Origin of the sequence: Pseudomonas palmensis, from assembly GCF_049942755.1 — a bacterium.
Classification (GTDB): domain Bacteria; phylum Pseudomonadota; class Gammaproteobacteria; order Pseudomonadales; family Pseudomonadaceae; genus Aquipseudomonas; species Aquipseudomonas palmensis.
Window position 1 is genome coordinate 5,574,229 of the sequence record NZ_CP187958.1, and the last position, 23,897, is coordinate 5,598,125.

The window sequence follows — 23,897 nt, forward strand, 5'->3', positions numbered from 1 at the left end:
TTGTTGTTCTCCATCAGGCGGCGCGGTCAGATGACCGAGTCTTCCAGGAAAGGACGGTTCTCGATCACCCGTTGATAACTCAGGGCACTCAGGTCCAGGGTGCGGTAGCCCCCGTAGATGATCAGCTCGCTCAGGCCGCGGCCGATGGCCGGTGCCTGCTGCAGGCCGTGGCCACTGAAACCGTTGCAGAACAGGAAGTTGCGCACCTGGTCATGGGGGCCGACGATGGCGTTGTGGTCGAGCACGCAGAAGTCGTAGTGCCCGGCCCAGGAGTTGACCACCTTGATCGCCTCGAACGCCGGCACACGCTCGGCCAGCACCGGCCACACCTCTTCCTCGAACTCGTCGTGCATCACGTCGAAGTCGCTGAAATCCACCTCCGGGTCGTGGCGTGGGTAGGTGCCGCCCAGGTACAGGTGGCCTTCGGGGCGGAAGAACACCCCGGTGGGGTCGATGGTCAGCGGCACGGTACCGGGCAGCGGCGTATGGCAGTCGAACACGAACAGCGAACGGCGCCGCGCCTCCACCGGTATGTCCAGCCCGGCCAGGCGCGCCACCTGGCGTCCACGGGTGCCGGCGGTGTTGACCAGCTGGCCACAGCCGATCAACTGGCCATCGCCCAGGCGCACACCGGTGATCACATCACCCTCGCGCAGCACCTGGACCACTTCGTTCTCGACATACTCCACGCCCAGGCTGCGGGCCTTTTTGCGAAAGCCGTTCATGATCCCGTAGTTGTCGAACCAGCCCTCGTCCTTCTCGCCATAGGTGCCGCCGGCCAGGCTGTCGGGGTTGACCCACGGGAAGCGGCGGATCAGCGCCTCGGTGTCCAGCAACGTGACGTCGGCACCGTTGTCCAGTTGGGTCTGGTGCAGACGCTTGAGCACGTCGAAGCCTTTCTGGTCGGCCAGGAACAGGTAGCCGTTCTCCTTGAAGGCCAGGTCGGGCCTGTCGCCATTGACCGCCATCAGTTCGGGGAAGTCGCGGATGAACTGCGCGCCAAAGCGCGAGATCTGGATGTTGATCGGGTTGGAGAACTGCACCCGGATAGAGCTGCTGGACAACGCCGTGGCCGATTGGGCATAGGTCCAGTCGCGCTCCACCACCAGCACCGAGCCGGTGAAGTCCGGGTTGCTGGCCAGAAAATACGCGGTGGCGCTGCCATTCACCGCACCGCCGACGATCACCACATCGTAATGCTGCTTTGTTGCTGTCGAAGCCATGGCTGGGGTCTCTTCAAAAGTGCTCGGAAAAGGTCATTTCGGGTCTTCGAAGTGGCCGGCGCCGGCGAAGTTGCCGCCGTGGTAGCGCGCCGCCGGCTCGTTCGGGTCCAGCGGCGGGTGCTCGGCCATGACCTTCTCGCGGTAGTCGTCGGCGCTGTCCGTGGGCACGTAGCCGAGGGAGGACGCCAGGCGGTTGTCCCACAGGGTTTCGCGGTTGTCGGACATGCCGTACACGATCATGTGGCCGACCCGTGGCGCCAGCAGCGAGCGCTCGCACAGCTGCGCGAAGTCGGCGAACGACAGCCAGGTGGCGAGCATGCGCCGGTCCAGCGGCTCGGGGAACGAGGAGCCGATGCGCAGGTTCACCGACTCGATGGCGAACTTGTCCCAGTAGTAGCGGCCCAGGTCCTCGGCAAAGCACTTGCTCACCCCGTACAGGCTGTCGGGGCGGTGCGCTGCGCTGGCGTCGATGGTTTCGGTGCGGTCATAGAAGCCGATGGCGTGGTTGGAACTGGTGTAGATCACGCGCTTGACGCCATGCTGGCGCGCCGCTTCATAGATGTTGTAGGTGCCCACGATGTTGCCGTTGAGGATCGCCGCGAAGGTGTCCTCCACCGGCACGCCGCCGGCATGGATGATGGCATCCACGCCCTTGGCCAGCGGCAGCACATCGGCCAGGTTGCCCAGGTCGCAGCGCACCAGTTCTTCGTGCGGCGCGGCGCTGCCCATGTCGGCGATATCGGTCAGGCGCAGCTCGTCGGCAAAGGCCTGCATGTGCTTGCGCAACACGCTGCCCAGGCGGCCGGCTGCACCGGTGATCAACAAACGTTTGAACGGCTTGCTCATGCTTGAAACCTCGTGAAAGTCGGTTTGTCGTTACTAGGCCAGCGCCGCGAACGCATCGCGCAGCTGACCCAGGGCCTGCTCCAGCTCCTGGCGCGAGGTGGCGAACGACAGGCGAATGTAGGGTTCGAGGCCAAAGGCCGAGCCCGGCACCGTGGCCACCTTGCCCACCCGCAGCAGGTAGCTGGCAAGGTCGGCGTCGGTTTCGATCACCTGCCCGTCCGGCGTGCGCCTGCCGATGAACGCGGCGCATTGCGGGAAGGCATAGAACGCGCCCTCGGGCATCTGCAGGCTCAGCCCCTCGATGGCCGCCAGGCCCTCGACCACCAGCGCCCCTCGGGCCTGGTACTCGCGACTGGCCTGGCGCACGAAATCCTGCGGGCCGTTGAGCGCCGCAGCAGCCGCCAGTTGCGAAATGGTCGACGGGCAGGTGGTGGTCTGCGACTGGGTCTTGTTCATTGCCACGATCAGCTCGCGTGGCCCGGCCGCATAGCCCAGGCGGTAGCCGGTCATGGCGTAGGCCTTGGACACGCCGTTGATCAGCAGGGTGCGCTCGCGCAGGTGCGGGCAGGCGCTGACGAACGACACGAACGGCTGCCTGCCCAGCACGATGTGCTCGTAGATCTCGTCGGAGATCACCAGCACCCGGGGGTGGCGCTCCAGCACGGCGCCCAGGGCCGCGAACTCTTCACGGCTGTAGATGGCCCCGCAGGGGTTGTTCGGCGAGTTCAGCATCAGCCAGCGGGTACGCGGGGTGATGGCGGCCTCAAGGCGCGCGGCATCCAGCTTGAAGCCGTGTTCGGCGCCGCACGGCACCACCTTCGGCACGCCGCCGTTGAGCATCGCCATGTCGGTGTACGACACCCAGTACGGCGCTGGCGTGAGTACTTCATCGCCCTGCTCCAGGGTGGCGAGAAACGCATTGAACAGCAGCTGCTTGGCGCCATTGCCCACGCAGATTTCGTCCAGTGCGTAGCGCAGGCCGTTTTCCCGCTCGAACTTGTCGACGATGGCCTGGCGCAGCACCTCCAGGCCATTGGGCGCGGTGTAGTGGTTGTTGCCCTCGAGCATCGCCTGGTGCGCGGCCTCGATCACGTGGGCCGGGGTGTTGAAGTCCGGTTCGCCCAGGCTCAGGTTGATCACCGGCTCGCCCTTGGCCAGCATCTGCTTGGCCAGCACCGATACCGCCATGCTCGGCGAGCTTTTCACTGCCCGCACACGGGCACTCTGAAAGTCCATGGGTCAGCCCTCCTGGCCGGGTTCGAAGGCGTAGTCGTCGCGTGCCTGGCTGGCACTGATGTAGCCAAAGCGCAGGTCGCGCGCCACCTCGTGGCGTGGCCGCTGGCGCGGGTCGCCGTAACCGCCGCCACCCGGCAGGCGCAGCACCAGGCGCCGATCGGCCGGCACGAACTGCTGGCCCTTGCCGCGCAGCAGGGTGCCGTCGTCCAGGCCCACGTAGCCCTGGGCCCCCTCCTTGCCCCCCTCGAGCCCACGCGCCGGGTACTGGATGCGGTCGAACATGGCGCTGAAGCGGAAGCTGTAGCCTTCGGCGGCCGACACCTCGATTTCCTGGCCCAGGCCGCCGCGCAGCAGGCCGGCACCGCCGGAGCCTTCGCGCAGTTCCTTGCGCCACACCACCACCGGGCCGGCCTGTTCGGTGGCTTCCACCGGCATGGTGTGCACGCCGCTGGGGAACGCGGTGGCGCTCAGGCCGTCCATGCCGGAGCGCGCGCCCATGCCGCCGCTGTTGAACATCAGCATCTCGGCGTTGCGCCCGGTCGGGTTGCTGTCCAGCGGGCGCACGCTCAGGTGCAGGTTCCACAGTGCGCTGGCGCCCTCGGCCGGCACCTGGCCGGGCAGGCACTTGTGCAGCGCACCCAGCACCAGGTCGGGCACGAAGTGGCCCAGTACATGGCGTACCGATACCGGCGCCGGGTGCTTGGCATTGAGAATGCAGCCCTCGGGCGCAGTGACCGCAAAAGGCTCCAGCGAGGCGCTGTTGTTGGGGATCTCCGGCGCCACGATGCACTTGAGCCCGTAGCAGGCATAGGCCTTGGCGTAGCCCAGCGGCACGTTGATGCCGAACTGGCTCATGCCCGAGGTACCGCTGAAGTCGGTGAGAATGCCGTCCGGGCCCACCGTCAGGGTCACCGCCAGCGTCACCGGCACGTCGTAGCCGTCCAGGGTCATGCTGTTGTGGTAAGTGCCATGGGGCAGCGACTTGAAGCATTCCAGGGTGGCGCGGCGACTGTGCTCCAGGATGAACCCGCCGATGTGCTCCAGGTCGTCCAGGGCAAACTCGTCGAGCATGCTCAGCAGGCGCTTGTGCCCGGTCTCGTTGCAGGCCGACAGTGCGTAGAAGTCGCCGACCACGCGGTCGTTCTCGCGCACGTTGTTGCGCAGGATGTTGATCAGGTCGCGGTTCACCTGGCCGCGTTCGAACAGCTTCATGATCGGGATGAACAGGCCTTCCTCGTACACCTCGCGGGCATCCGGGCCGAAACCGCGCCCGCCGATGTCCACCACGTGGGCGGTACTGGCGAAGTAGCCAATCAGCCGGCCCTTGTAGAACGAGGGCGAGACGATGGTGATGTCGTGCAGGTGCCCGGTGCCCTTCCACGGGTCGTTGGTGACGTACACGTCGCCTTCGAAGATATTGTCCGGGCCGATGTCGTTGATGAAGTGCACCACCGCCTCGGCCATGGTGTTGACGTGGCCGGGGGTGCCGGTAACGGCCTGGGCCAGCATGTTGCCGGCGCGGTCGAACACCCCGGCCGAGAGGTCGCCGGCTTCGCGTACGCTGGTGGAGAACGCGGTACGGATCAGGGTCAGGGCCTGTTCTTCGACCACCGACACCAGGCGGTTCCACATCACCTGCATTTGAATATCGATCATTGTTTCGCTCATGGGTTATCGCCTTCCAAACGAATGCGGCTTAGCGCCGGACGACCAGCAGGCAGCCGTCGGGCTGGACCGTGGCGGTGAACGAGGACGACACGAAGGTCGAGGTTTCGCGCTCGGCGATGATCGCCGGGCCATCGATGCGCGCACCAGCCTGCAGCGCTTCGCGCTGGTAGATGCCGGCATCGACGAAACCGCCGGCGACCACGTCGAACACCTGGCGACGCGCCACTTCGTGGGCGCGGTGCGAGGCCTTGACCTGGCTGGCCAGCGCCACGGGCGGCAAGGGCGAACTGGCCTTGACCGACCAGCTGACGATCTCCACGTCCGGGCCTTCGATCGGGCGGCCGAAGAACACCGTGTAGGCCGCCTCGAACAGCGTCTTGAACTGCGCCGTGTCGCTGTTGCTGAAAGCCTTGAACGGCAGGCTCACGGGGATCTCCCAGCCCTGGCCGACGTAGCGCATGAACGCGGTGCACTCCATCTCCGGCTCGCCCTCGGGCATGCCCTGGCGCAGGAAGCCCAGGGCCTCGGCCTTCATGTCGTCGATCAGTGCATTGACCTGCCCCGCCTCGAACTCGGCCAGGCGCACGAAGGCGCTGCGTACCGCTTCATAGCCGAACGGCGCACGCAGAAAACCGATGGCCGACCCTACCCCGGCGCCGGCCGGCACCAGAAAGCGCGACACACCCATCTTTTCGCACAGACGCGCAGCGTGCAGCGGGCCACCGCCACCAAAGGTGATCATGGTGTAGTCGGCAATGTCCTTGCCGCTCTCCACCGCGTGCACCCGGCCGGCGTTGGCCATGTTCTCGTCGACCACTTCGCAGATGCCGAAGGCGGCGGTGCGCGGGTCCATGCCCAGCGGCTGGCCGATCACCCGGTCCACCGCGCCGGCGGCGTTGTCGACCGACAGGCGCAGCGCGCCGCCGGCAAAATTGTCGGCATCCAGGCGGCCCAGCAGCAGGTTGGCATCGGTGATGGTCGGCTCAAGGCCACCGCGGTCATAGCAGGCCGGGCCCGGCTCGGACGCCGCGCTGTGCGGGCCCACACGAATCTGGCGCATGCTGTCGATGCTGGCGATGGAACCGCCGCCGGCGCCGATCTCGACCATCTCCACCACCGGGATGGAAATCGGCATGCCGCTGCCCTTCTTGAAGCGGTAGGTGCGCGCCACCTCGAAGGTCTTGGCGGTCTTGGGCACCTGGTTCTCGATCAGGCAGATCTTGGCCGTGGTGCCGCCCATGTCGAACGACACCACCGCGTCGAGCGCGTATTTGCGCGCAATGTCGGCGGCGAAGATCGCCCCGCCCGCCGGGCCCGACTCCACCAGGCGCACCGGAAACTCGGCGGCGCTCTGCACCGAGATGATGCCGCCGCCGGAATGGATCATGAACACCGGGCAATCGGCGCCGGCGGCCTTGAGGGTGACCACCAGGCGGTCCAGGTACGACTTGATCAGGGGTTTGACGTAGGCGTTGGCGCACACGGTGTTGAAGCGTTCGAACTCGCGCATCTGCGGCGAGACTTCGCTGGAGATCGAAATCGACAGGTGTGGCAGGCGCGCCTGCAGGGCGTCGCGCAACAGGCGCTCGTGGGCACCATTGATGTAGCTGTGGATCAGGCCGATGGCCACGCTCTGGTAGTCGCCCTCGCCGATGCGCTGCACCAGCGCGTCGATATCGGCCTGTTGCGGGGCGATCAGCACGTTGCCGCGTACGTCCAGGCGCTCGCGCAGGGTGTAGCGGTGCTCGCGCTCGATCAGCGGCGGTGGCAGCGCAATGTTGATGTCGTACTGCTCGAAGCGGTTTTCGGTGCGCATCTCCAGCGTGTCGCGAAAACCTTCGGTGGTGATGAACGCAGTGCGGGCGCCGCGGCGCTCGATCAGGGCATTGGTGGCCAGGGTGGTGCCGTGGATCAGCTGCTCGATATCCGACAGCTTCAGGCCTGCCGCGTCGACGACCGCCTGCACACCCGTGAGGATCGCACGCTCGGGCAATGCGTAGTCCGTCAGAATCTTGGTCGAGTGCAACACCCCGCCGACATCCAGCGCGATATCCGTAAAGGTCCCACCTATGTCCACGCCGACTCGGCATGCTGTAGCAGTCATCGTCGTTCCCCTGAATTCTTGTGCTTGTCACACCCGACTGGTTGGCGGGCTTAATGTAAGTTATATGTTGTCTTACAGGTGGTCAAGCACTAACACCACGCTTTTCCACCCTCGCCCGGGCTGGCGTGCCGATGCGCCGTGCGCACCGGCACCGCCTGCCTCAGCCGAGCGTCTTGACCATCCGCGCGCCGCCCACGGCCTGGGCCGTGGGGAACACCTCCAGACGCGAAACGTCCACCTGCTCGGGCAGGCGCAAGGCCGCCAGCAGCAGCTGGGCGATGTCCTCGGGCATGATCGAGGCGTAGCCGTCATACAGCTCGCTGCCCGCGGCCTGCATGCCCATGGCGGTGCGGTACAGCTGGGTCTGCACGCGACCCGGGGCGATTTCGGTCACCCGCACCCCGCTGCCCAGCAGGTCGCAGCGCAGCGCGTCGCAGAACAGGCTGATGCCGGCCTTCGACGAACCATACACCGCCGCCCCGGGGTGCGGCGCACGCCCGGCACTCGAGCCGATGAAGAACAGGTGGCCATGGCCGCGCTGCACCATGCCCGGCAGCACCTGACGGGTCAGGTGCAGGGGCGCCTTGAGGTTGATGTCGAGCATGGTGTCGATCTCGGCCGGGTCCATGTCCTGGAACGCGGCGCGGCTCGACAGCACCCCGGCATTGTTGACCAGCACGTCCACCGGGTACTGGCTCAGCACCTGGGCAAAGGCGTCGGCCTGGCGCACGTCGGCCTCCACCGTCACCACGCCCTGCTCCTGGCCCAGCGCCTGCAGCGCCTCGCGGCTGCGGCCCACGGCAATCACCTGCAGGCCGGCATCGCGCAGGGCCAGCACGATGGCCTTGCCGATGCCGCTGGTGGCACCGGTCACCAGTGCACAGCGGTAGGAGGCCGGTAATGCGGCTGCTTCAGGCATAGATGTAACCCCCGCTGACAATCACGTTCTCACCCGTGGCATAGCTGTTGCGGCTGCTGCCCATCATCACGATCCATTCGGCGATCTCTGCAGGTTCCGCCGCGCGGCCCAGCGGGTTGGCGGCGGCCAGCTCGCCGAGAAAACCCAGCTGGCGGGCGCGCTCGGTGGCAAAGCCGGCCGGCGCCACCGAGTTGACCAGGATCTGGTCCTTGGCACAGGCCTGGGCGAAGGATTTGGTCAGGCTCACCACTGCCGCCTTGGTGGCGGCATAGTGGGCGTTCTGCGGGTGCGCCTTGAAGGCGTCCACCGAGGTCACGTTGACGATGCGCCCGGTCACCTGCGGCGCCGCGACGAAGCCCTGCATGTGGCGCACGGCGGCGACCATCATGTGGTAGGTGCCCTTGATGTTGACCGCGTTTTCCAGGTCCCACTCTTCGTCGGTGATCTCGAAGATGTCCTGGCGCGGGTAGATCGCCGCGCTGTTGACCAGGCAGTGCACCCGCCCCAGCGCCTCGACGACCTGCCCGAAGGCTGCATGGGCGCTGGCCTGGCGCGAAATGTCCGCCGCCGCCGTGGCCACCTCGCAATCCAGGGCGCGCAAGGTGCTTGCCGCCTCGGCCATCAACTGCTCATTGCGATCGATCAAGCCGATTTTTCGTGCCCCACGCTTGACCATCAACCTGGCGGTTTCCAGGCCCAAACCCGAAGCCCCGCCAACGATTACGACCGTCTGACCTTCCATAACCACCTCCGCGCATTAGTCTTTACGTAAGATGCCTGTTGTCTTACATTTGGTCAAACCGAATTTGCCCCGCTCGATGCCCATACAGGACTGCGCCATGCCCGCTGCCGCTACTGCCTGCTCGCCCCGGGACCGCCTGCTCGACGCGGCCACCGAACTGTTCGCCACCCGCGGCTACCAGGCCATCGGCCTGCGCGACCTGGCCAGCCATCTGGGCCTGCGTGCCGGCTCGCTGTACCACCACATCGAGAACAAGCAGTGCCTGTTGTTCGAGCTGATCGAGTCGACCCTGGCCGACCTGGTGTTCGACACAAAACGCTGCATGAAAGGCGCCAGAACCCCCGAAGAACGCCTGCAGCGCTTCGTCCAGGCGTTTGTGCGGTTCAACCTGGCGCACGCCCATCGCGTGCAATTGGTGACTCGCGAGTACGTCAACCTGTCCCACGAACAGCAGTTGCAGATCGACGCGCTCAACCGCAGCCATGCGTCGATCCTGAGCGGCATCATTGCTAGCGAGTGTGCACGCGACGGGCGCCAGGGAGGCGCGATCGGCCTCGTCACCCATGCCGTCATCGGCATGCTGTACGGGCACGCGCAGTGGCGCGGGGTGCAGGTCAGCGAACAGGGCCTGACCCAGGCCCTGATCACCTTCGTCACGGGCATCATCGAAAGCGCCAAGAACAATTCCAACATGGCCTGATCTACATGCACCCACAGCGCAAGACCTTGCACAACGAGCTGCACGCCCGCCCCTCGCTGTACTTCGACGAGCCCGCCCACGTCTACCACCTGGCCTTTCTCAGCGACGACGCACGTTGCGAGGCGCTGCTGCAGCAGTGCTGCCCGGAGCCGGTGAGCCCCGGCGCCGTGCAGGGCATCACCCGACTGCAAGGCCACGCCCTGAAATGGGAACGGCACGCCGAGTTCGTCACCCTCACCCTGGTGGTCACCACCACCGAGCAGACGCCGGCCTGGCAGCCCCTGCCCGCGCTGCTGATGGACAGGGTCGATGCTTTTTTGCCCTACCTGATCAATGCCGTGCAGATCATGGTGCACAACGACGCGGCATTTGCCGGCGAGCTGTCGCGCTACGGTTTCAAGGACCCGTGCGGCTCGTGCATTGGCGGGGGCGATGCGCGGGTATGGAGCGATTTTCGCCTGGGCGAGGACGGCACCAACCGCTTCCTGTTCGTCAACAGGCGCCTCAATGCCTACCGCCAGGGCCGCATGATCCGGCGCCTGCTGGAGATCGAGACCTACCGCATGATGGCCTCGCTGTCGCTGGACACCGCCAAGGCCCTGAGCGTGGAGCTCAATGCCTACGACAGAACCCTGGTGAGCCTGTCCGAGCGCAACGCCGACCCGCAGCCGGGCAACGCCAAGGCACTGCTGGGCGACATTGCCGGGCTGTCGGCGCAGATGGTGCGCAGCACCGCGAAGACCCGCCACCGCTTCAGCGCCACCCAGGCCTATGCGCAACTGGTGTTCGAGCGCCTGGGCGAGCTGCGCGAAAGCCACCTGGGCGATTGCCAGCGGTTGGGTATCTTCATCGAACGGCGCTTCAAGCCCACGGTGCGCTACTGCGCCGTGACCGAACAGCGCCTGGACCAGCTGGCCAAGAGCGTGGCCAACCTGGGCGACCTGCTGCAGGCACGGGTGCAGGTGGAAATGGAGGAGCAGAACGCGGAGATCCTCAAGAGCCTGAGCACCCGCGCCGATACCCAGATCAAGATCCAGCGTGCAGTGGAAGGGTTGTCGATCATCGCCATCACCTACTACCTGCTCAACCTGTTCAAGCTGATCTATTCAGGCCTGACGGTGATGGGGCTGCAGGTCAGCGCACGGGACGCACTGCTGGGCATGGCGCCGCTGGCCATCGGCGTGCTGGGGTTGATTCTGGTGCGGGTGCGCAAGGTCAAGCACAACGATCACTAGCCCTGCGGCCAGCGTTTGAACCTGCGTTGCTTAAACCGAGCGCCATGGCCTGCAGCCTTGGCGCCGCTGGCCCGGCAGCGAAACGCAGCACGAACGGAAGCCGATCGCAATCAAGCAGCTTTTGATAGTTGGGGAAGGTTGATACGAGAAAAATGGCAGGGGCGGCTGGATTCGAACCAACGCATGGCAGGATCAAAACCTGCTGCCTTACCGCTTGGCGACGCCCCTGTGATGCAACTGGAAGCCCATGAAAGGCCTCGGCAGGAATGAGCGGAAATGTACCAACTTTCGCTTCGCCAGGGAAGCCCCCAACGATAAAAAATAACCAAAAAACAGGTGGTTACCGCATGGCTTACGGCATGTCCGGCTTTTGCGGCCCGTTCACGCAGCCAAATCGCGTCTCCTTCGACGGGCCGTACCCATAAAAAGAGGTGTAGCACTTGCTGAAATGGCTGGGCGAAACAAAGCCGCACGCCAGGGCCACATCGATCAACGCCAGGTCCGAGTGCTGCAACAACCGGCGACTCTCGGTAATGCGCAACTCCAGGTAGTAACGGACCGGCGTGGTCCCCAGCTGCGACTGGAACAGCCGCTCGATCTGACGCCGGGACAACCCCACATACTGCGCCAACTGCACCTGGCTCAGCGGCTCTTCAAGGTTGGCCCCCATCAGCTTGATCGCCTCGCGCAGCGGCGCACTCATGTTCTGGTGCACGGTCGGCTGCACCCGGCGAAAGCGCGAGGCCTCGTAGGCCAGGATATCGACCACGGCATCCACCAGGCCACGCCCATGACGCTGGCCGATCCATTCCAGCACCATGTTGAACGCCCCCGCCGGGCTGCCCGCCGTCAGGCGGTCTCGGTCCACCGTGTAGCTCTCCCCTGTCACCTGGCTATGCCTGGCCAGCTCGGCCAGCGCCGCACGGTTCTCCGGGTGCACCGCACACTGGTAGCCATCGAGCAGGCCGGCCTGGGCCAGAAACCAGGCACCATTCCACAGCCCCGCCAACGCCACTCCCGCCTGCGCAGCCCGTTGCAGCAACAGCGCCAGCTCCGGCAGCGGGCGCAGCACGGTGCGCAGGCCACCGCACACCACCAGCAGATCCAGGCCTTCGAGCGTCTTCAAACCCAGCGGGGCATCCGGGCAGATCACCAGCCCCAGGTCGCTGACCACCGAGGCACCGTCAAGGCTGAAGGTGGTGGTGGCGAAGGCATCGGCCTGGATCAGGTTGGCGGTGACCAGGGTATCGAGCGCCTGGGTGAAGGCCGGCAACGAAAAATGTTCGAGCAGCACAAAGCCCACCCGCGCCCGGGGCCCGCTGCCGTGACCCTGCCCGCCTACAAAACGCAGGTTCGAGCCCTGCAGGGCACCGCTGAACTGCCGCCGTTGCACCACGTTCTGCCTCTTCTGGTTGTTCTGGTAAAGCGTGCAGAGCACGCCGGGTGGCACGGCAATATGCCTTCAAATGCCCCCGCCGCGATAGTCGTCGCCACGCTCGACAGTTGAAACTTTCTGCGCGCGCGCCCGGTCCAGACCTCTGACTATCACTTGTAAACGTGAGGGATCGAATGACGACGACAGTGGGCGACTTCCTGGTTGAGCGGCTGTATCAATGGGGCGTGCGACGTATCTACGGCTACCCTGGCGATGGCATCAACGGCGTGTTCGGCGCGCTCGACCGGGCCCGGGGCAAGATCGAATTCATCCAGGCGCGGCACGAGGAAATGGCCGCGTTCATGGCCGCAGCCCATGCCAAGTTCACCGGCGAGCTGGGGGTGTGCATCGCCACCTCCGGCCCCGGCGCCTCGCACCTGCTCACCGGCCTCTACGATGCGCGCATGGACCACATGCCGGTGCTCGCCATCGTCGGCCAGCAGGCCCGCACCGCGCTGGGCGGCCATTACCAGCAGGAACTGGACCTGTTGTCGATGTTCAAGGACGTGGCCGGCGCCTTCGTGCAGCAGGCCTCCGAACCCTCCCAGGTACGCCACCTGATCGACCGTGCCGTGCGCACGGCGGTGGGCGAGCGCCGCGTCACGGCGGTGATCCTGCCCAACGACCTGCAGGACCTGCCCTATAAAGAACCCGCCCGTGCCCACGGCACCCTGCATTCGGGCGTCGGCTACAGCAAGCCCAGGGTGGTGCCCTACGAGGCCGACCTGCAGCGCGCCGCCGACATCCTCAATGCGGGCAAGAAGGTCGCCGTGCTGGTTGGTGCGGGCGCGCTGAACGCCACCGACGAGGTCATCGCCGTGGCCGAAAAACTCGGCGCCGGCGTGGCCAAGGCGCTGCTGGGCAAGGCCGCCCTGCCCGACGAACTGCCCTGGGTCACCGGCGCCATCGGCCTGCTCGGCACCGAGCCCAGCTACAAGCTGATGCAGGAGTGCGACACCCTGCTGATGATCGGCTCGGGCTTCCCCTACGCCGAGTTTCTGCCCAAGGAGGGCCAGGCCCGCGCGGTGCAGATCGACATCCAGCCCGACATGCTCAGCCTGCGCTACCCGATGGAGGTCAACCTGGTGGGCGATGCGGCCGAAACCCTGAGCGCCCTGCTGCCGCTGCTCGACAGCAAGACCAGCCGCAGCTGGCGCAAGAAGGTCGAAGGCTGGCGCGCCCGCTGGGACAAGACCCTGGAAAAACGCGCACTGGTCAGCGCCAACCCGATCAACCCGCAGCGGGTGGTGCACGAGCTGTCCCCTCGCCTGCCCGACCAGGCCATCATCACCAGCGACTCGGGTTCGTGCGCCAACTGGTACGCCCGCGACCTGAAGATCCGCCGCGGCATGCAGTGCTCGCTGTCCGGCGGCCTGGCCTCGATGGGTGCGGCCGTGCCCTACGCCATCGCGGCCAAGTTCGCCCACCCCGAGCGCCCGGTGATCGCGCTGGTGGGCGACGGCGCCATGCAGATGAACAACATGGCCGAGCTGATCACCGTGGCCAAGTACTGGCGTCAGTGGCAGACCCCGAACTGGATCTGCGCGGTGTTCAACAACGAGGACCTCAACCAGGTCACCTGGGAGCAGCGGGTAATGGAGGGCGACCCCAAGTTCGAGGCGTCGCAGAACATTCCCGACGTGCCCTACCACCTGTTTGCCATCTCCATCGGGCTCAAGGGCATTTTCGTCGAGCGTGAAGAAGACGTTGCCGCCGCCTGGGAGCAGGCCCTGGCCAGCGACTGCCCGGTGCTGATCGAGTTCAAGACCGACCCCAACGTGGCGCCCCTGCCGCCGCACATCACCGTGCAACAGGCGAAGAACTTCGCCACCACCCTGCTCAAGGGCGACCCCGACGAAGCCGGCGTGATCACCCAGACCGCCAAGCAGGTGCTCAGCGCGGTGCTGCCCAAGCGCAAGCGCTGATTGCATGCCCACGCCGCTTCGCTGAGGCGGCGTGGGCGTGGGCAGTGTGCCTTCATCCAAACTGCATGATCCGGTGGCCGTTTCGGGCAATTTGCAAGCCTGACGCTGCCCATGCGCGGGCGACGCCGTTGATTCAGCGAGGTTTTTCCAGCGGTGCAGGCTGGCACCGTTGATGCAACGACTACCGAGGCGAACACGCCACCGTACCCGCCACCGGAGATCACCATGAATGCCATTGAACTGCTCGAAGCCGATCACAAGCGCGTAAAGGCCCTGTTGGCAAAACTGAGCGCATCCACCGAGCGCGGCGTCAAGACGCGCACCCAGCTGCTTGCCGAACTGGAGATGGAAATCACCGTGCACACCGAGATCGAGGAGCAGATCCTCTACCCGGCGTTCAAGCAGGCCGGCGGCAAGGAACAGGACGTGATGTACTACGAGGCCAAGGAAGAGCACCGCACCGTCGACTCCCTGGTGCTGCCCGACCTCAAGACCACCGACCCGTCGACCCCGGAGTTCACCGGCCGCGTGAAGGTGGTGAAGGAGCTGCTCGAACACCATATCGAGGAAGAAGAGTCCGAGATGTTCCCGCAGGCCCGCAAGCTGCTGAAAAAGGCCGAACTCGAGGCCCTTGGCGAACAGATGCAGGCGTTCAAGGCCAACTACATGAAGGCCCTCAAGAATACCACCAGCCACTGACCCCTTCCCCAGGCCCGCCGCCGGGCGGGCCCGTCCCACCTTTGGTCGTGCCCTTGGCAGTCACCTGTCACTTGCCTTGAACTCTGCCGCCACGTCCATCGTCATCCGCCTGAGAGTCCGTAAAACAGTGCTTGGCAATCAGCGCAGTGTGCCCGGCGTTTATCCGAACGTAAGGGAGAACCACAATGAACGGGACTGATCAGTCGGCCCACGGCGACGCCTCGCAGTCGCCCCAGGGCACCCCGCAGGAACACCTGCACACCCTGGCCGAAGACGCCGGGGCATTGCTCGACGACGCCAGGGAACACGGCGCCAGACAGTACGAGCAGTATCGCGACCTGGCCGCCGAACAACTCGACTCGCTGGTCGAAGGCGCCCAGTCGGCAGCCTCGGCCCTTGAAGGCAAGGATTCCCTCGGGCTGGCCCAGTACATGGCGCAACTGGCCAGCGGGCTGGGCGATTTTGCCGACCAGGTCCGCGACAACAGCATCGAGGACCTGGTGCACAAGGGCGCGCAACTGGCCCGCGACAACCCCACGCTGTTCCTGGCCGGCAGCGTCGCCATCGGCTTTGGCCTGTCGCGCTTTCTGCGCGCCAGCAGCAGCCACCCGACCGCGTCGGGCACCCCCACGCAGGCCTACGGCGCCAGCACGCCCTACCAGAGCTCGGTACCGCCGCTGCGCGACAACCCCGTGCCCGCCGACCCGCTGGGCCGCACCCTGGCCGATGGCCCCAACACCCAGGACAGCTTCAAGGGAGGTGTGTGATGGAACGCGACCCACTCGATACCCTGCCCCCCGCGCCACCGGGCGAGCACGACAACACCAGCATCGGCAGCCTGCTGCGCCAGCTCACCCGTGAAGTGCCCGAGCTGTTCACCAAGGAGCTGGCACTGGCCAAGGCCGAACTGCAACGCAGCCTGACCACCCTCAAGGCCGGTACAGCCGCCGTGGCCGGCGGCGCCATGGTGCTGCTGGCGGGCCTGATCATCCTGCTGATGGCGGCGGTGTACGGCCTGGCCTACGTGGTCGCGCCCTGGCTGGCGGCGCTGATCGTGGGCGCGGTGACCCTGGTCATCGGCTTCATGATGCTGCAGGCCGGCAAGAAGCAGTTCGACCCGTCCAACCTCACCCCTGACCGCACCCTGCATGCCCTGCAACAGGACAAGGACGCACTGAAGAGGAAAGTCTCATGAGCACCTCATTCGAAGCCGAATCGCACAAGAGCCCGGAAACCCTGGAGCAGGAGATCGACGCCAAGCGCGCCAGCATCAGCCACCTGGTGGACTCGCTGGAACACCGCCTCACCCCCGGCCAGCTGATCGACCAGGGCATGGCGTACTTCAAGGGCAACGGCGGCGAGTTCTTCCAGAACCTGGGCACCACCCTGAAGAACAACCCGGTGCCCACCGTGCTCACCGGCGTGGGCCTGGCGTGGCTGGCGCTGAACCAGAACCGCCCCTTCTCACCCGGCTCGCCGGCCTTTGGCGGCAGCGGCCTGGCCGACACGCTGGGCGACGCTGCCAGCGGCATCAAGGGCGCCATGGCCCAGGCCGGCGAGCACCTGCACCACGCCTCGGACGTGGCCCACGACAAGGCGCGCGACGCCGGCGACAGCCTGGGCAGCTCGGCCGACAAGGTGCGCCAGGCCGCGCACCACGCCAGCGACCGGGTGCAGGCCCAGGCCACGCAGCTCAAGGGCCAGTTCGACCACCTGCTCAAGGACCAGCCGCTGGTGCTGGCCGCCATCGGCATCGCCCTCGGCGCGGCCCTGGGCGCGGCATTGCCCGGCACGCGCAAGGAGGACGAACTGATGGGCGAAACCCGCGATGCCCTGGCCGACAAGGTGACCCGCACCGGCAAGGCGCTGTACGCCGACGCCACCCAGGCCGTGCACAACGCCGACGCCAGCGCGCCGGCAGCTGCCGCGCAGGCCCCCCGCGAGGGGCCTGCCGACCTGTCCGACGGCCTGGGCTTCAGGCCCTGAGTGTCGCCCCGGCGCCCTGTGCGCCGGGGCGCGCCCCTCTGTGTTGCACCTACCTACGCGAAGCTGGAGAGACCATGAGAGCACTCACCTACCACGGCGCCCACGACGTCAGGGTCGATACCGTTACCGACCCCATTCTGGAAGAATCCGACGACCTGATCCTGCGGGTGACCGCCACCGCCATCTGCGGCTCGGACCTGCACCTGTACCGCGGCAAGATCCCGGCGGTCGAAGACGGCGACATCTTCGGTCACGAGTTCATGGGCGTGGTCGAGGAAGTCGGCACCGGGGTGACCGCCGTGCAGCCGGGCGATCGCGTGGTGATCCCGTTCGTGATTGCCTGCGGCAGCTGTTTCTTCTGCCAGCAGGACCTGTTCGCCGCGTGCGAGACCACCAATACCGGGCGCGGCGCGATCCTCAACAAGAAGCTCATCCCCTCTGGCGCAGCGCTGTTCGGCTACAGCCACCTGTACGGTGGCGTACCCGGCGGCCAGGCCGAGTACGTGCGCGTACCCAAGGCCAACACCGGGCCGTTCCGCGTGCCCGGCACGCTGAGCGACGAGAAGGTGCTGTTTCTGTCCGACATCCTGCCCACGGCCTTCCAGGCGGTGAAGAACACCGAGATCGGCCAGGGTTCGAGCCTCGCCATCTACGGCGCGGGGCCGGTCGGGCTGCTGTGCGCGGCGGTGGCGCGGATGCTCGGCGCCGAACGCATCTTCATGGTCGACCACCACCCATACCGGCTGGCCTATGCGCAGCAGGCGTATGGCGTGATCCCGATCAATTTCGACGATGACGACGACCCGGCCGATACCATCATCCGCCAGACCCCGGGCATGCGCGGGGTGGATGGTGTGGTCGATGCGGTGGGCTTCGAGGCCAAGGGCAGCACCACCGAAACCGTGCTGGCCGCGCTCAAGCTCGAGGGCAGCAGCGGCAAGGCCTTGCGCCAGTGCATCGCGGCAGCCCGGCGCGGCGGTGTGGTCAGCGTGCCGGGGGTGTATTCGGGGTTCATCCACGGCTTCCTGTTCGGCGATGCGTTCGACAAGGGCCTGACCTTTCGCATGGGCCAGACCCACGTGCAGCGCTACCTGCCGGAACTGCTGGGCTACATCGAAACCGGCGCGCTCACGCCGGAAACCATCATCACCCACCGCCTGTCGCTGGAGCAGGCGGCCGAGGGCTACAGGATCTTCGACAAGAAGGAGCAGGAGTGCCGCAAGGTCATCCTCACGCCTGGCGACAGCAGCATCGAGTTGCCGATGGCCATCGTCGACGACGGCGTGGTGGCCTGAGCCCGTGACGCTGGCCGGCAGCCTCGCCGGTCAGCGTCGGGCGGGGTCAGTGGTGGGCGTGCAGCGCTTCGATCAGCTGCGCCTTGGTCATGCTCGAGCGCCCCTTGATGTCCTTGCTGCGCGCCTCCTTGAGCAGGCTTTGCTTGGTCTGGCTGGCCAACGAGGTGGTGGAGGTGCGCGCGTGGCCGGCGCGGGTGCTGGCGGCGCGTTTGGCCGAGTCGGAGGCAGCGGCGTGCTTTTCGCCGGCCGGGGTGCTGCGACCTGAGCCGCCCTTTTTCTCGCCCCCGCCAGACTGCTTGTTCACCGTGGCCCAGGCACGCGCCTCGGCCTCGGCTTTGGGCGTGCCTTTTTGCTCGTAGCTTTCTTCGATGTGCTGCGCCTTGCGTTTCTGCTCGGCGGTGTACTTGGCTTTGCTTCCCTGGGGCATGGTGCTCACCCTCGATCCGGTTGAATGCGGGCCCGTGTCACGGGCCATTCAGGGGGTTTGAGGGCGCGCGTGCGCCAGGGTGCGATTGGGTGGATGAATGGCAGAGGAGCGAAGACCACCGGCCTCTTCGCTGGCACGCCAGCGAACGAGCGCGAAGCGCTCGCCACCTGTCCTACTGGGTAGCCCCGGCCATCTGCCCCGCCGGCTCATCCGCCCCGCCGATCGGCGCCTTGAGCAACAGGAAGTACGCCAGCGCCGAGCACAGCGCCACCACCGCACTGATCATGAACGCGGTATTGAACGAGCCCGAATACTGGATGCTGAACCCGGTCACGATCGGCGCCACGGACCCTGCAATGTAGCCGCCAAAGTTCTGGATCGAACCAAACGAGGCCACCCGCGGGCTGTCGACGATGGTGTTGACGATCATCCACGCCGTGGCACTGGCCATATTGATGCTGAACAGCGCCAGGCACAGCAGTATCACGCACCCGGTCAACCCGCTCACATACGACAGCGGCAAGGTGAACAGCGCCGCCAGCACCAGCCCGGTGATCACGCTGAACTTGCGGCTGGCCAGCACGCTCATGCCACGCCGTACCAGCAGGTCGCAGAACCGACCCGCCACGATGGTGCCCACCGCGCCGAAACCATAGGCCAGCGATACCACCCAAGCGGTGTCGTACAGGTTCAGCCCATGCTCGCGCTCGAAGTAGCCCGGCAGCCAGGTCAGGTGCAGCCACAGCATGTAGATCACGCCCATGAAGCCCAGCACCGCGCCCCAGGTGCTGCGGTGCTTGAACAGGTCGAGCCAGCCGGCAAAGTACGACGCCTTGGGCGCCTGCACCGCGTCAGCCCGCGGCGCCGGCTGTTCGCTTGGCAGCGCCTGGCCCTGCGCCGCCAGTTCGGCCAGGTACCTGGCCTTGCTCTTGTAGAACGTCAACCAGCACAGCGCCAGCACGATGCCGATCACGCCGGTGATGATGAACATCCCGCGCCAGCCGAAGTTGACCATGAACAGCGTCAGCAACGGTGGCGCCAGGCACGGCCCCAGGCAGGTCGACGACCACACGATGCCGGTCGGCGTGCCCCGCTCGTTGGCGTCGAACCATTCCGACAGCGCCTTGGCCGCCGAGGGGAACATCGGCGCCTCGCCGATCCCCAGCAGCACCCGCAGGCCCATGAAGCCGCCAAAGCTGTTGACCAGCCCGCACAGCGACTGCGCCACCGACCAGGCCAGCAACGAGGCGCCCAGGGCGATCTTGCTGCCCAGGCGGTCGATGATCAGGCCCAGTGGCAACTGCGCAAAGGCATAGGCCACGGAGAAGGCCGACAGCAGGATGCCCATCTGCGAAGGGCTGATGAGCATGTCGCGCTGGATCGAGGTGTTGGCAATCGACAGCGCGCTGCGGTCCAGGTAGTTGACGATGCCGATCAACAGCAGAAACACGACGGTGATGCGTTGGTACTTCTTCAGTGCGTTCATCTGATGGCCTTTATTATTGTTGTTGCAGCGTCAAACGCCGAGGCGATCCTTCATCCACACGTCATCCCTGGAATACGCACGCCCGCTCAGGGCTGGCGTGCAGTCACTGCCACCTCCAGCAAGCCACGACGGCTCAGGCTTTCGATCAGCGCACGCAGGCCGAATGCCCATTGTGGCGCCTGGTCGCTGGTGGTCACGCGGTTGCACAGGCTGCCCAGCAGCGGGTTGCTGATGGTGACCACATCGCCCAGCTTGTGGGTGAAACCGCTGCCGGGCTGGTCACGGTCCTGCTTGGGCGCGAACAAGGTACCCAGAAACAGCACCAGGCCGTCGGGGTACTGGTGGTTCTCGTTGAGGGTCTGCTGCACCAGGTCGACCGGGTCGCGGCTGATCTGGCGCATCGAGCTGCGCCCCTGCAGCACGAAGCCATCCCGGCCTTCGACGCGCAGGTCGACTTCGGCGGCGCGCACGTCCTCCAGGCTGAAGGTCTCGTCGAACAGGCGCAGCAGCGGGCCGAGGGCGGTCGAGGCGTTGTTGTCCTTGGCCTTGGACAGCAGCAGCGCGCTGCGCCCCTCGAAGTCGCGCAGGTTCACGTCGTTGCCCAGCATGGCGCCGTGGATGGTGCCGTTGCTCGACACCGCCAGCACCACCTCGGGCTCGGGGTTGTTCCAGCTGGACTTGGGGTGCAGGCCGATATCGGCGCCGTGGCCGACCGCCGACAACGGCTGGGCCTTGGTGAACACTTCGGCGTCCGGGCCGATGCCCACTTCCAGGTACTGCGACCACATGCCCTGCTCCACCAGCAGCACGCGCAGTTCTTCGGCCTGGGCCGAGCCGGGCACGATACGCGACAGGTCGGCGCCGATGCGGCTGACCAGGGTGTCGCGAATCGCGTCGGCCTTGGCCGGGTCGCCCTTGGCCTGCTCTTCGACCACACGCTCCAGCAGGCTGGCGGCGAAGGTCACGCCGGCGGCCTTGACCGCCTGCAGGTCGATGGGGGCCAGCAACCATGGCAGGCGCGCATCGCGCTGCTGCGGGTCGCTGTTGGCCAGCAGCGCGGGCAGCTCGATCAACGCCTCGCCCAGCGGCAGTGCGCGCAGGTAGGCGGCCGGGTCGGGTTGTTCGAGCAGGGCCGAGACGGTGGCCACATGGGCACTGATGTCATGCACCGCGCCGGCCCTGACCAACACCACGGCCGGGCCCTGCTCGGGCAGCCACACCCGCCCTACCCAGCTGCCGGTGGCGAACACGGCGAGATCGTTGCTCAGTGCGAGAGGCGCGTGCGCCTGGTTATGGTTGGTCATGTGTGCACTCTTGTTGTGGTGGTCGGTCATTGCGAAAGCGGCGCCAGTTGCAACTGCGCAGCGGTCTGGTTCAGCGCATCGAGCACCGCCGGCGACAGGCCCAGGCCCTCGCGCAACGCCTGCTCGCGCAGTTTCAGCCCGGCCTGGCCCGGCAGGCGCACCGGGCGCTGCGGGTCGAGCGGACGGCTGGCCAGCACCAACTGGCCAAGGAAGCTGCTCTCGGCGGTAAAGGCCTCAAGCCCGCCGAAGAAGCGCGGGTCGATCACCACTGCGGTGGCCGAGGCGCCCCACTGCTGCGGCGCGTCCTTGCGCCCGTGCCCGGCCAGGCCCGAGGTCAGCGCCTCGACCAGCAGGGCCAGGGCAAAGCCCTTGTGCCCGAAGGCCTGCCCGCCCAATGGCAGCAGGCTGCCCTGGGGCGTGGTGAAGAAGTCGCGCGGGTCGTTGCTCGGCGTGCCGTCGTTACTCATCAGCACGGCGTGGGGCAAGGTGGTGCCGGCATCGCGGCACTGGCCCACCAGGCCCAGGGTGACGCTGGACATGCTCACATCCAGCAGGATCGGCTCGCCCTGGGTCGGGATACCCGCGGCAATCGGGTTGGGGGTGTAGATCGGGTCGATGCCGCCCTGGGCGCACACCAGCCCCACCGACGGGTCGGAGGAATACAGCAGGGCCACCAGGCCACGGTCGGTGTAGGGCTTGAGGTAGGCCGCCAGGCAGCCGATGTGCGAGGCACGGCGCACCACCGAGATGCCGATACCCTGCGCCTGGGCACCCTGCGCGGCGCATGCCAGGGCACGCTCCACGCAGTACGGCCCGAGCACGTAGTGGCCGTCGAACAGCGTGGCGATGCCGCTGCCCTGCAGGTGTTCGAGGTCGGCGGCACGTGCCTTGACCTCACCGCGCTGTACGCCATCGACATAGCGGCTGACCAGGTTCAGGCCGTGGGTGCGGTGCCCCAGCAGCTCGCCCTCGAGCAGCACGCGGGTCACCACCCGGGCCACCTCGGCGTCGGCCCCGGCACCCTCGAACAACTGTTCGACGAACCGGGTCAGCGTGGCCGTGTCGTAGCGCCGGGCCTCAGACATCGCTCAGGCCCTGGCGACTGTACTGGCCATCGACCAGGCGCTGGATACCCAGCGGGTTGGCGTCCTTCAGGGCGTCCGGCAGCAGCGCGTCGGGCACGTTCTGGTAGCACACCGGGCGCAGGAAGCGGTCGATGGCCAGGGTGCCGACCGAGGTGCCGCGGGCATCGGAGGTGGCCGGGTACGGGCCGCCGTGCACCATCGCGTCACACACCTCCACACCGGTGGGGTAGCCGTTGACCAGCACGCGGCCGACCTTGTCTTCGAGCACGCCGAACAGCTGGGCGAAGGCCGGCAGGTCGTCACCGTCGGCCAGCAGCGTGGCGGTGAGCTGGCCCCGCAGGGCGCTGACGGCGCGCAGCAGCTCGGCGTCGTCGGCCACCTGGATCACGATGGTGCAGGGGCCGAACACCTCTTCCTGCAGCAGTTCGTCGTGTTCCAGCAGCAGGCTGACATCGGCGCCGAACAGCTGCGGCTGGGCCTGGTTGCCGGCTTGTGCCTGGCCGCTCAGGTGCTGGATGCCGGGGTGCGCCAGCAGTGCCTGCAGGCCCTTGCCATAGCTGGCCAGGGTGCCGGCGTTGAGCATGGTCTGCGGCGCCTGTTCGGCCAGGTGGCCGCCCAGTTGCTCGATGAAGGTGGTGAAGGCCGGCGAGCGGATGCCCAGCACCAGGCCCGGGTTGGTACAGAACTGGCCACAGCCCTGCACCACCGAGGCGGCCAGTTCCCTGGCCATCTGCGCACCACGGCTGGCCAGTGCCTGCGGCAGCGCCAGTACCGGGTTGATGCTCGACATCTCGGCAAACACCGGGATCGGCTGCGGCCGCGCCGCCGCCATGTCGCACAGGGCACGGCCGCCCTTGAGCGAACCGGTGAAGCCCACGGCCTGGATGCCGGGGTGCTTGACCAGCGCCTCGCCCACACCGCCACCGAAGATCATGTTGAACACGCCGGCCGGCATGCCGGTTTTGTCGGCCGCACGCAGCAGCGCTTCAGCCACGCGCTCGGCAGTGGCCATGTGGCCACTGTGGGCCTTGAACACCACCGGGCAACCGGCTGCCAGCGCTGCGGCGGTGTCGCCGCCAGCGGTGGAGAATGCCAGCGGGAAGTTGCTGGCGCCGAACACCGCCACCGGGCCCACGCCGATGCGGTACTGGCGCAGGTCCGGACGTGGCAGCGGTGTGCGCTCGGGCAGCGCCTGGTCGATGCGCGCACCGTAGAAGTCGCCACGGCGCAGCACCTTGGCGAACAGGCGCATCTGGCCGCTGGTGCGACCGCGCTCCCCCTGGATGCGTGCGCTTGGCAGCGCGGTTTCGCGGCAGGTCAGCGCCACGAAGTCCTCGCCCAGGGCGTCGAGCTCATCGGCAATGGCGTCGAGAAATTCGGCCCGGCGCACGGCCGGCAGGCTGCGAAACACCGGGAAGGCCGCGCTGGCACCGGCAACGGCGCTGTCGACTTCGTCCAGGGTGGCCTGGTGGAAACCGCCCGGCAGGCGTTCGCCGGTGTGGGCGTCGACGCTGTAGACCAGGGTGTCGCCCAGGGCGCTGCGCTGGCCTGCGATGAAGTTGTGTCCGGAAAAGCTCATGTG

The 23,897-nt window shown here is 66.8% G+C and carries 21 protein-coding genes and 1 tRNA gene; 8 read left to right on the top strand and 14 right to left on the bottom strand.

Annotated elements, in window-relative coordinates; genetic code table 11:
* Positions 1–26 precede the first annotated feature (26 nt).
* From ACPRTJ_RS25720 to ACPRTJ_RS25750, 7 genes are all read right to left on the bottom strand, one after another.
* Complete coding sequence (locus ACPRTJ_RS25720; RefSeq protein WP_196932844.1) at positions 27–1,223, bottom strand: NAD(P)/FAD-dependent oxidoreductase; 1,197 nt, start codon at positions 1,221–1,223, stop codon at positions 27–29.
* 33 nt (positions 1,224–1,256) lie between these two features.
* Positions 1,257–2,069 (bottom strand): NAD-dependent epimerase/dehydratase family protein, encoded by an 813-nt coding sequence (locus ACPRTJ_RS25725; RefSeq protein WP_426427590.1) that lies wholly within the window; start codon positions 2,067–2,069, stop codon positions 1,257–1,259.
* Positions 2,070–2,102: 33 nt separating this feature from the next.
* A complete protein-coding gene (locus ACPRTJ_RS25730; RefSeq protein ID WP_350488517.1) occupies positions 2,103–3,305 on the bottom strand; it encodes an aminotransferase class I/II-fold pyridoxal phosphate-dependent enzyme in 1,203 nt (400 codons plus the stop codon).
* A gap of 3 nt (positions 3,306–3,308) precedes the next feature.
* Positions 3,309–4,973 carry a hydantoinase B/oxoprolinase family protein gene (locus ACPRTJ_RS25735; protein WP_054914338.1) on the bottom strand — a complete coding sequence of 555 codons (1,665 nt, stop codon included), beginning with the start codon at positions 4,971–4,973 and terminating at the stop codon, positions 3,309–3,311.
* A 28-nt stretch (positions 4,974–5,001) separates the two neighbouring features.
* Positions 5,002–7,077 carry a hydantoinase/oxoprolinase family protein gene (locus ACPRTJ_RS25740; RefSeq protein WP_196932842.1) on the bottom strand — a complete coding sequence of 692 codons (2,076 nt, stop codon included), beginning with the start codon at positions 7,075–7,077 and terminating at the stop codon, positions 5,002–5,004.
* A 160-nt stretch (positions 7,078–7,237) separates the two neighbouring features.
* Entirely contained in the window at positions 7,238–7,996 is a 759-nt protein-coding gene (locus tag ACPRTJ_RS25745) for an SDR family oxidoreductase (protein ID WP_078481155.1), read from the bottom strand.
* Entirely contained in the window at positions 7,989–8,738 is a 750-nt protein-coding gene (locus tag ACPRTJ_RS25750) for an SDR family NAD(P)-dependent oxidoreductase (RefSeq protein ID WP_043864056.1), read from the bottom strand. The genes ACPRTJ_RS25745 and ACPRTJ_RS25750 overlap by 8 nt, the downstream gene beginning before the upstream one ends.
* Positions 8,739–8,835: 97 nt before the next feature.
* Between ACPRTJ_RS25750 and ACPRTJ_RS25755 the strand changes: the two genes are divergently transcribed.
* Both ACPRTJ_RS25755 and ACPRTJ_RS25760 read left to right on the top strand, forming a co-directional pair.
* On the top strand, positions 8,836–9,438 hold the full coding sequence (locus ACPRTJ_RS25755; protein ID WP_054914335.1) for a TetR/AcrR family transcriptional regulator: 603 nt from the start codon (positions 8,836–8,838) through the stop codon (positions 9,436–9,438).
* Positions 9,439–9,443: 5 nt separating this feature from the next.
* A complete protein-coding gene (locus ACPRTJ_RS25760; RefSeq protein ID WP_236176171.1) occupies positions 9,444–10,673 on the top strand; it encodes a DUF3422 domain-containing protein in 1,230 nt (409 codons plus the stop codon).
* A gap of 153 nt (positions 10,674–10,826) precedes the next feature.
* On the opposite strand, the gene ACPRTJ_RS25765 is transcribed toward ACPRTJ_RS25760, so the two are convergent.
* Together ACPRTJ_RS25765 and ACPRTJ_RS25770 are read right to left on the bottom strand one after the other, a co-directional pair.
* Positions 10,827–10,901, bottom strand: a tRNA-Gln gene (locus tag ACPRTJ_RS25765).
* A 124-nt stretch (positions 10,902–11,025) separates the two neighbouring features.
* Positions 11,026–12,066: a GlxA family transcriptional regulator gene (locus ACPRTJ_RS25770; protein WP_229590272.1), complete on the bottom strand. Its 1,041-nt coding sequence runs from the start codon at positions 12,064–12,066 to the stop codon at positions 11,026–11,028.
* A 176-nt stretch (positions 12,067–12,242) separates the two neighbouring features.
* On the opposite strand from ACPRTJ_RS25770, the gene ACPRTJ_RS25775 reads away from it, so the two are divergent.
* The 6 genes from ACPRTJ_RS25775 to ACPRTJ_RS25800 all read left to right on the top strand — a co-directional run bounded on the left by ACPRTJ_RS25775 (position 12,243) and on the right by ACPRTJ_RS25800 (position 18,013).
* On the top strand, positions 12,243–14,033 hold the full coding sequence (locus ACPRTJ_RS25775) for a thiamine pyrophosphate-requiring protein (protein WP_054914333.1): 1,791 nt from the start codon (positions 12,243–12,245) through the stop codon (positions 14,031–14,033).
* Between the two features lie 225 nt (positions 14,034–14,258).
* Positions 14,259–14,732 carry a hemerythrin domain-containing protein gene (locus tag ACPRTJ_RS25780; RefSeq protein ID WP_043864060.1) on the top strand — a complete coding sequence of 158 codons (474 nt, stop codon included), beginning with the start codon at positions 14,259–14,261 and terminating at the stop codon, positions 14,730–14,732.
* A gap of 185 nt (positions 14,733–14,917) precedes the next feature.
* Entirely contained in the window at positions 14,918–15,499 is a 582-nt protein-coding gene (locus ACPRTJ_RS25785; RefSeq protein WP_116053692.1) for a hypothetical protein, read from the top strand.
* Positions 15,499–15,927 carry a phage holin family protein gene (locus ACPRTJ_RS25790; protein ID WP_078481157.1) on the top strand — a complete coding sequence of 143 codons (429 nt, stop codon included), beginning with the start codon at positions 15,499–15,501 and terminating at the stop codon, positions 15,925–15,927. The genes ACPRTJ_RS25785 and ACPRTJ_RS25790 overlap by 1 nt, the downstream gene beginning before the upstream one ends.
* Positions 15,924–16,718 (top strand): DUF3618 domain-containing protein, encoded by a 795-nt coding sequence (locus ACPRTJ_RS25795; protein WP_426427597.1) that lies wholly within the window; start codon positions 15,924–15,926, stop codon positions 16,716–16,718. Before ACPRTJ_RS25790 ends, ACPRTJ_RS25795 begins: the two co-directional genes overlap by 4 nt.
* A 74-nt stretch (positions 16,719–16,792) precedes the next feature.
* Complete coding sequence (locus ACPRTJ_RS25800; RefSeq protein ID WP_196932836.1) at positions 16,793–18,013, top strand: zinc-dependent alcohol dehydrogenase; 1,221 nt, start codon at positions 16,793–16,795, stop codon at positions 18,011–18,013.
* A 46-nt stretch (positions 18,014–18,059) separates the two neighbouring features.
* On the opposite strand, the gene ACPRTJ_RS25805 is transcribed toward ACPRTJ_RS25800, so the two are convergent.
* The 5 genes from ACPRTJ_RS25805 to ACPRTJ_RS25825 form a co-directional block, all read right to left on the bottom strand.
* Complete coding sequence (locus ACPRTJ_RS25805; protein ID WP_043864065.1) at positions 18,060–18,440, bottom strand: hypothetical protein; 381 nt, start codon at positions 18,438–18,440, stop codon at positions 18,060–18,062.
* A gap of 172 nt (positions 18,441–18,612) precedes the next feature.
* Complete coding sequence (locus ACPRTJ_RS25810; protein WP_054914329.1) at positions 18,613–19,926, bottom strand: MFS transporter; 1,314 nt, start codon at positions 19,924–19,926, stop codon at positions 18,613–18,615.
* Between the two features lie 86 nt (positions 19,927–20,012).
* Positions 20,013–21,230 carry a fumarylacetoacetate hydrolase family protein gene (locus ACPRTJ_RS25815; RefSeq protein WP_043864067.1) on the bottom strand — a complete coding sequence of 406 codons (1,218 nt, stop codon included), beginning with the start codon at positions 21,228–21,230 and terminating at the stop codon, positions 20,013–20,015.
* Positions 21,231–21,256: 26 nt separating this feature from the next.
* A complete protein-coding gene (locus ACPRTJ_RS25820; protein WP_043864102.1) occupies positions 21,257–22,315 on the bottom strand; it encodes an Ldh family oxidoreductase in 1,059 nt (352 codons plus the stop codon).
* Complete coding sequence (locus tag ACPRTJ_RS25825) at positions 22,308–23,894, bottom strand: aldehyde dehydrogenase (NADP(+)) (RefSeq protein WP_116053685.1); 1,587 nt, start codon at positions 23,892–23,894, stop codon at positions 22,308–22,310. The genes ACPRTJ_RS25820 and ACPRTJ_RS25825 overlap by 8 nt, the downstream gene beginning before the upstream one ends.
* Positions 23,895–23,897: the final 3 nt, after the last annotated feature.

Bases quoted from the DNA above. Each gene is read 5' to 3' on its own strand.
- ACPRTJ_RS25720 (WP_196932844.1), bottom strand. From the start codon at position 1,223: ATGGCTTCGACAGCAACAAAGCAGCATTACGATGTGGTGATCGTCGGC.
- ACPRTJ_RS25725 (WP_426427590.1), bottom strand. From the start codon at position 2,069: ATGAGCAAGCCGTTCAAACGTTTGTTGATCACCGGTGCAGCCGGCCGC.
- ACPRTJ_RS25730 (WP_350488517.1), bottom strand. From the start codon at position 3,305: ATGGACTTTCAGAGTGCCCGTGTGCGGGCAGTGAAAAGCTCGCCGAGC.
- ACPRTJ_RS25735 (WP_054914338.1), bottom strand. From the start codon at position 4,973: ATGAGCGAAACAATGATCGATATTCAAATGCAGGTGATGTGGAACCGC.
- ACPRTJ_RS25740 (WP_196932842.1), bottom strand. From the start codon at position 7,077: ATGACTGCTACAGCATGCCGAGTCGGCGTGGACATAGGTGGGACCTTT.
- ACPRTJ_RS25745 (WP_078481155.1), bottom strand. From the start codon at position 7,996: ATGCCTGAAGCAGCCGCATTACCGGCCTCCTACCGCTGTGCACTGGTG.
- ACPRTJ_RS25750 (WP_043864056.1), bottom strand. From the start codon at position 8,738: ATGGAAGGTCAGACGGTCGTAATCGTTGGCGGGGCTTCGGGTTTGGGC.
- ACPRTJ_RS25755 (WP_054914335.1), top strand. From the start codon at position 8,836: ATGCCCGCTGCCGCTACTGCCTGCTCGCCCCGGGACCGCCTGCTCGAC.
- ACPRTJ_RS25760 (WP_236176171.1), top strand. From the start codon at position 9,444: ATGCACCCACAGCGCAAGACCTTGCACAACGAGCTGCACGCCCGCCCC.
- ACPRTJ_RS25775 (WP_054914333.1), top strand. From the start codon at position 12,243: ATGACGACGACAGTGGGCGACTTCCTGGTTGAGCGGCTGTATCAATGG.
- ACPRTJ_RS25780 (WP_043864060.1), top strand. From the start codon at position 14,259: ATGAATGCCATTGAACTGCTCGAAGCCGATCACAAGCGCGTAAAGGCC.
- ACPRTJ_RS25785 (WP_116053692.1), top strand. From the start codon at position 14,918: ATGAACGGGACTGATCAGTCGGCCCACGGCGACGCCTCGCAGTCGCCC.
- ACPRTJ_RS25790 (WP_078481157.1), top strand. From the start codon at position 15,499: ATGGAACGCGACCCACTCGATACCCTGCCCCCCGCGCCACCGGGCGAG.
- ACPRTJ_RS25795 (WP_426427597.1), top strand. From the start codon at position 15,924: ATGAGCACCTCATTCGAAGCCGAATCGCACAAGAGCCCGGAAACCCTG.
- ACPRTJ_RS25800 (WP_196932836.1), top strand. From the start codon at position 16,793: ATGAGAGCACTCACCTACCACGGCGCCCACGACGTCAGGGTCGATACC.
- ACPRTJ_RS25805 (WP_043864065.1), bottom strand. From the start codon at position 18,440: ATGCCCCAGGGAAGCAAAGCCAAGTACACCGCCGAGCAGAAACGCAAG.
- ACPRTJ_RS25810 (WP_054914329.1), bottom strand. From the start codon at position 19,926: ATGAACGCACTGAAGAAGTACCAACGCATCACCGTCGTGTTTCTGCTG.
- ACPRTJ_RS25815 (WP_043864067.1), bottom strand. From the start codon at position 21,230: ATGACCAACCATAACCAGGCGCACGCGCCTCTCGCACTGAGCAACGAT.
- ACPRTJ_RS25820 (WP_043864102.1), bottom strand. From the start codon at position 22,315: ATGTCTGAGGCCCGGCGCTACGACACGGCCACGCTGACCCGGTTCGTC.
- ACPRTJ_RS25825 (WP_116053685.1), bottom strand. From the start codon at position 23,894: ATGAGCTTTTCCGGACACAACTTCATCGCAGGCCAGCGCAGCGCCCTG.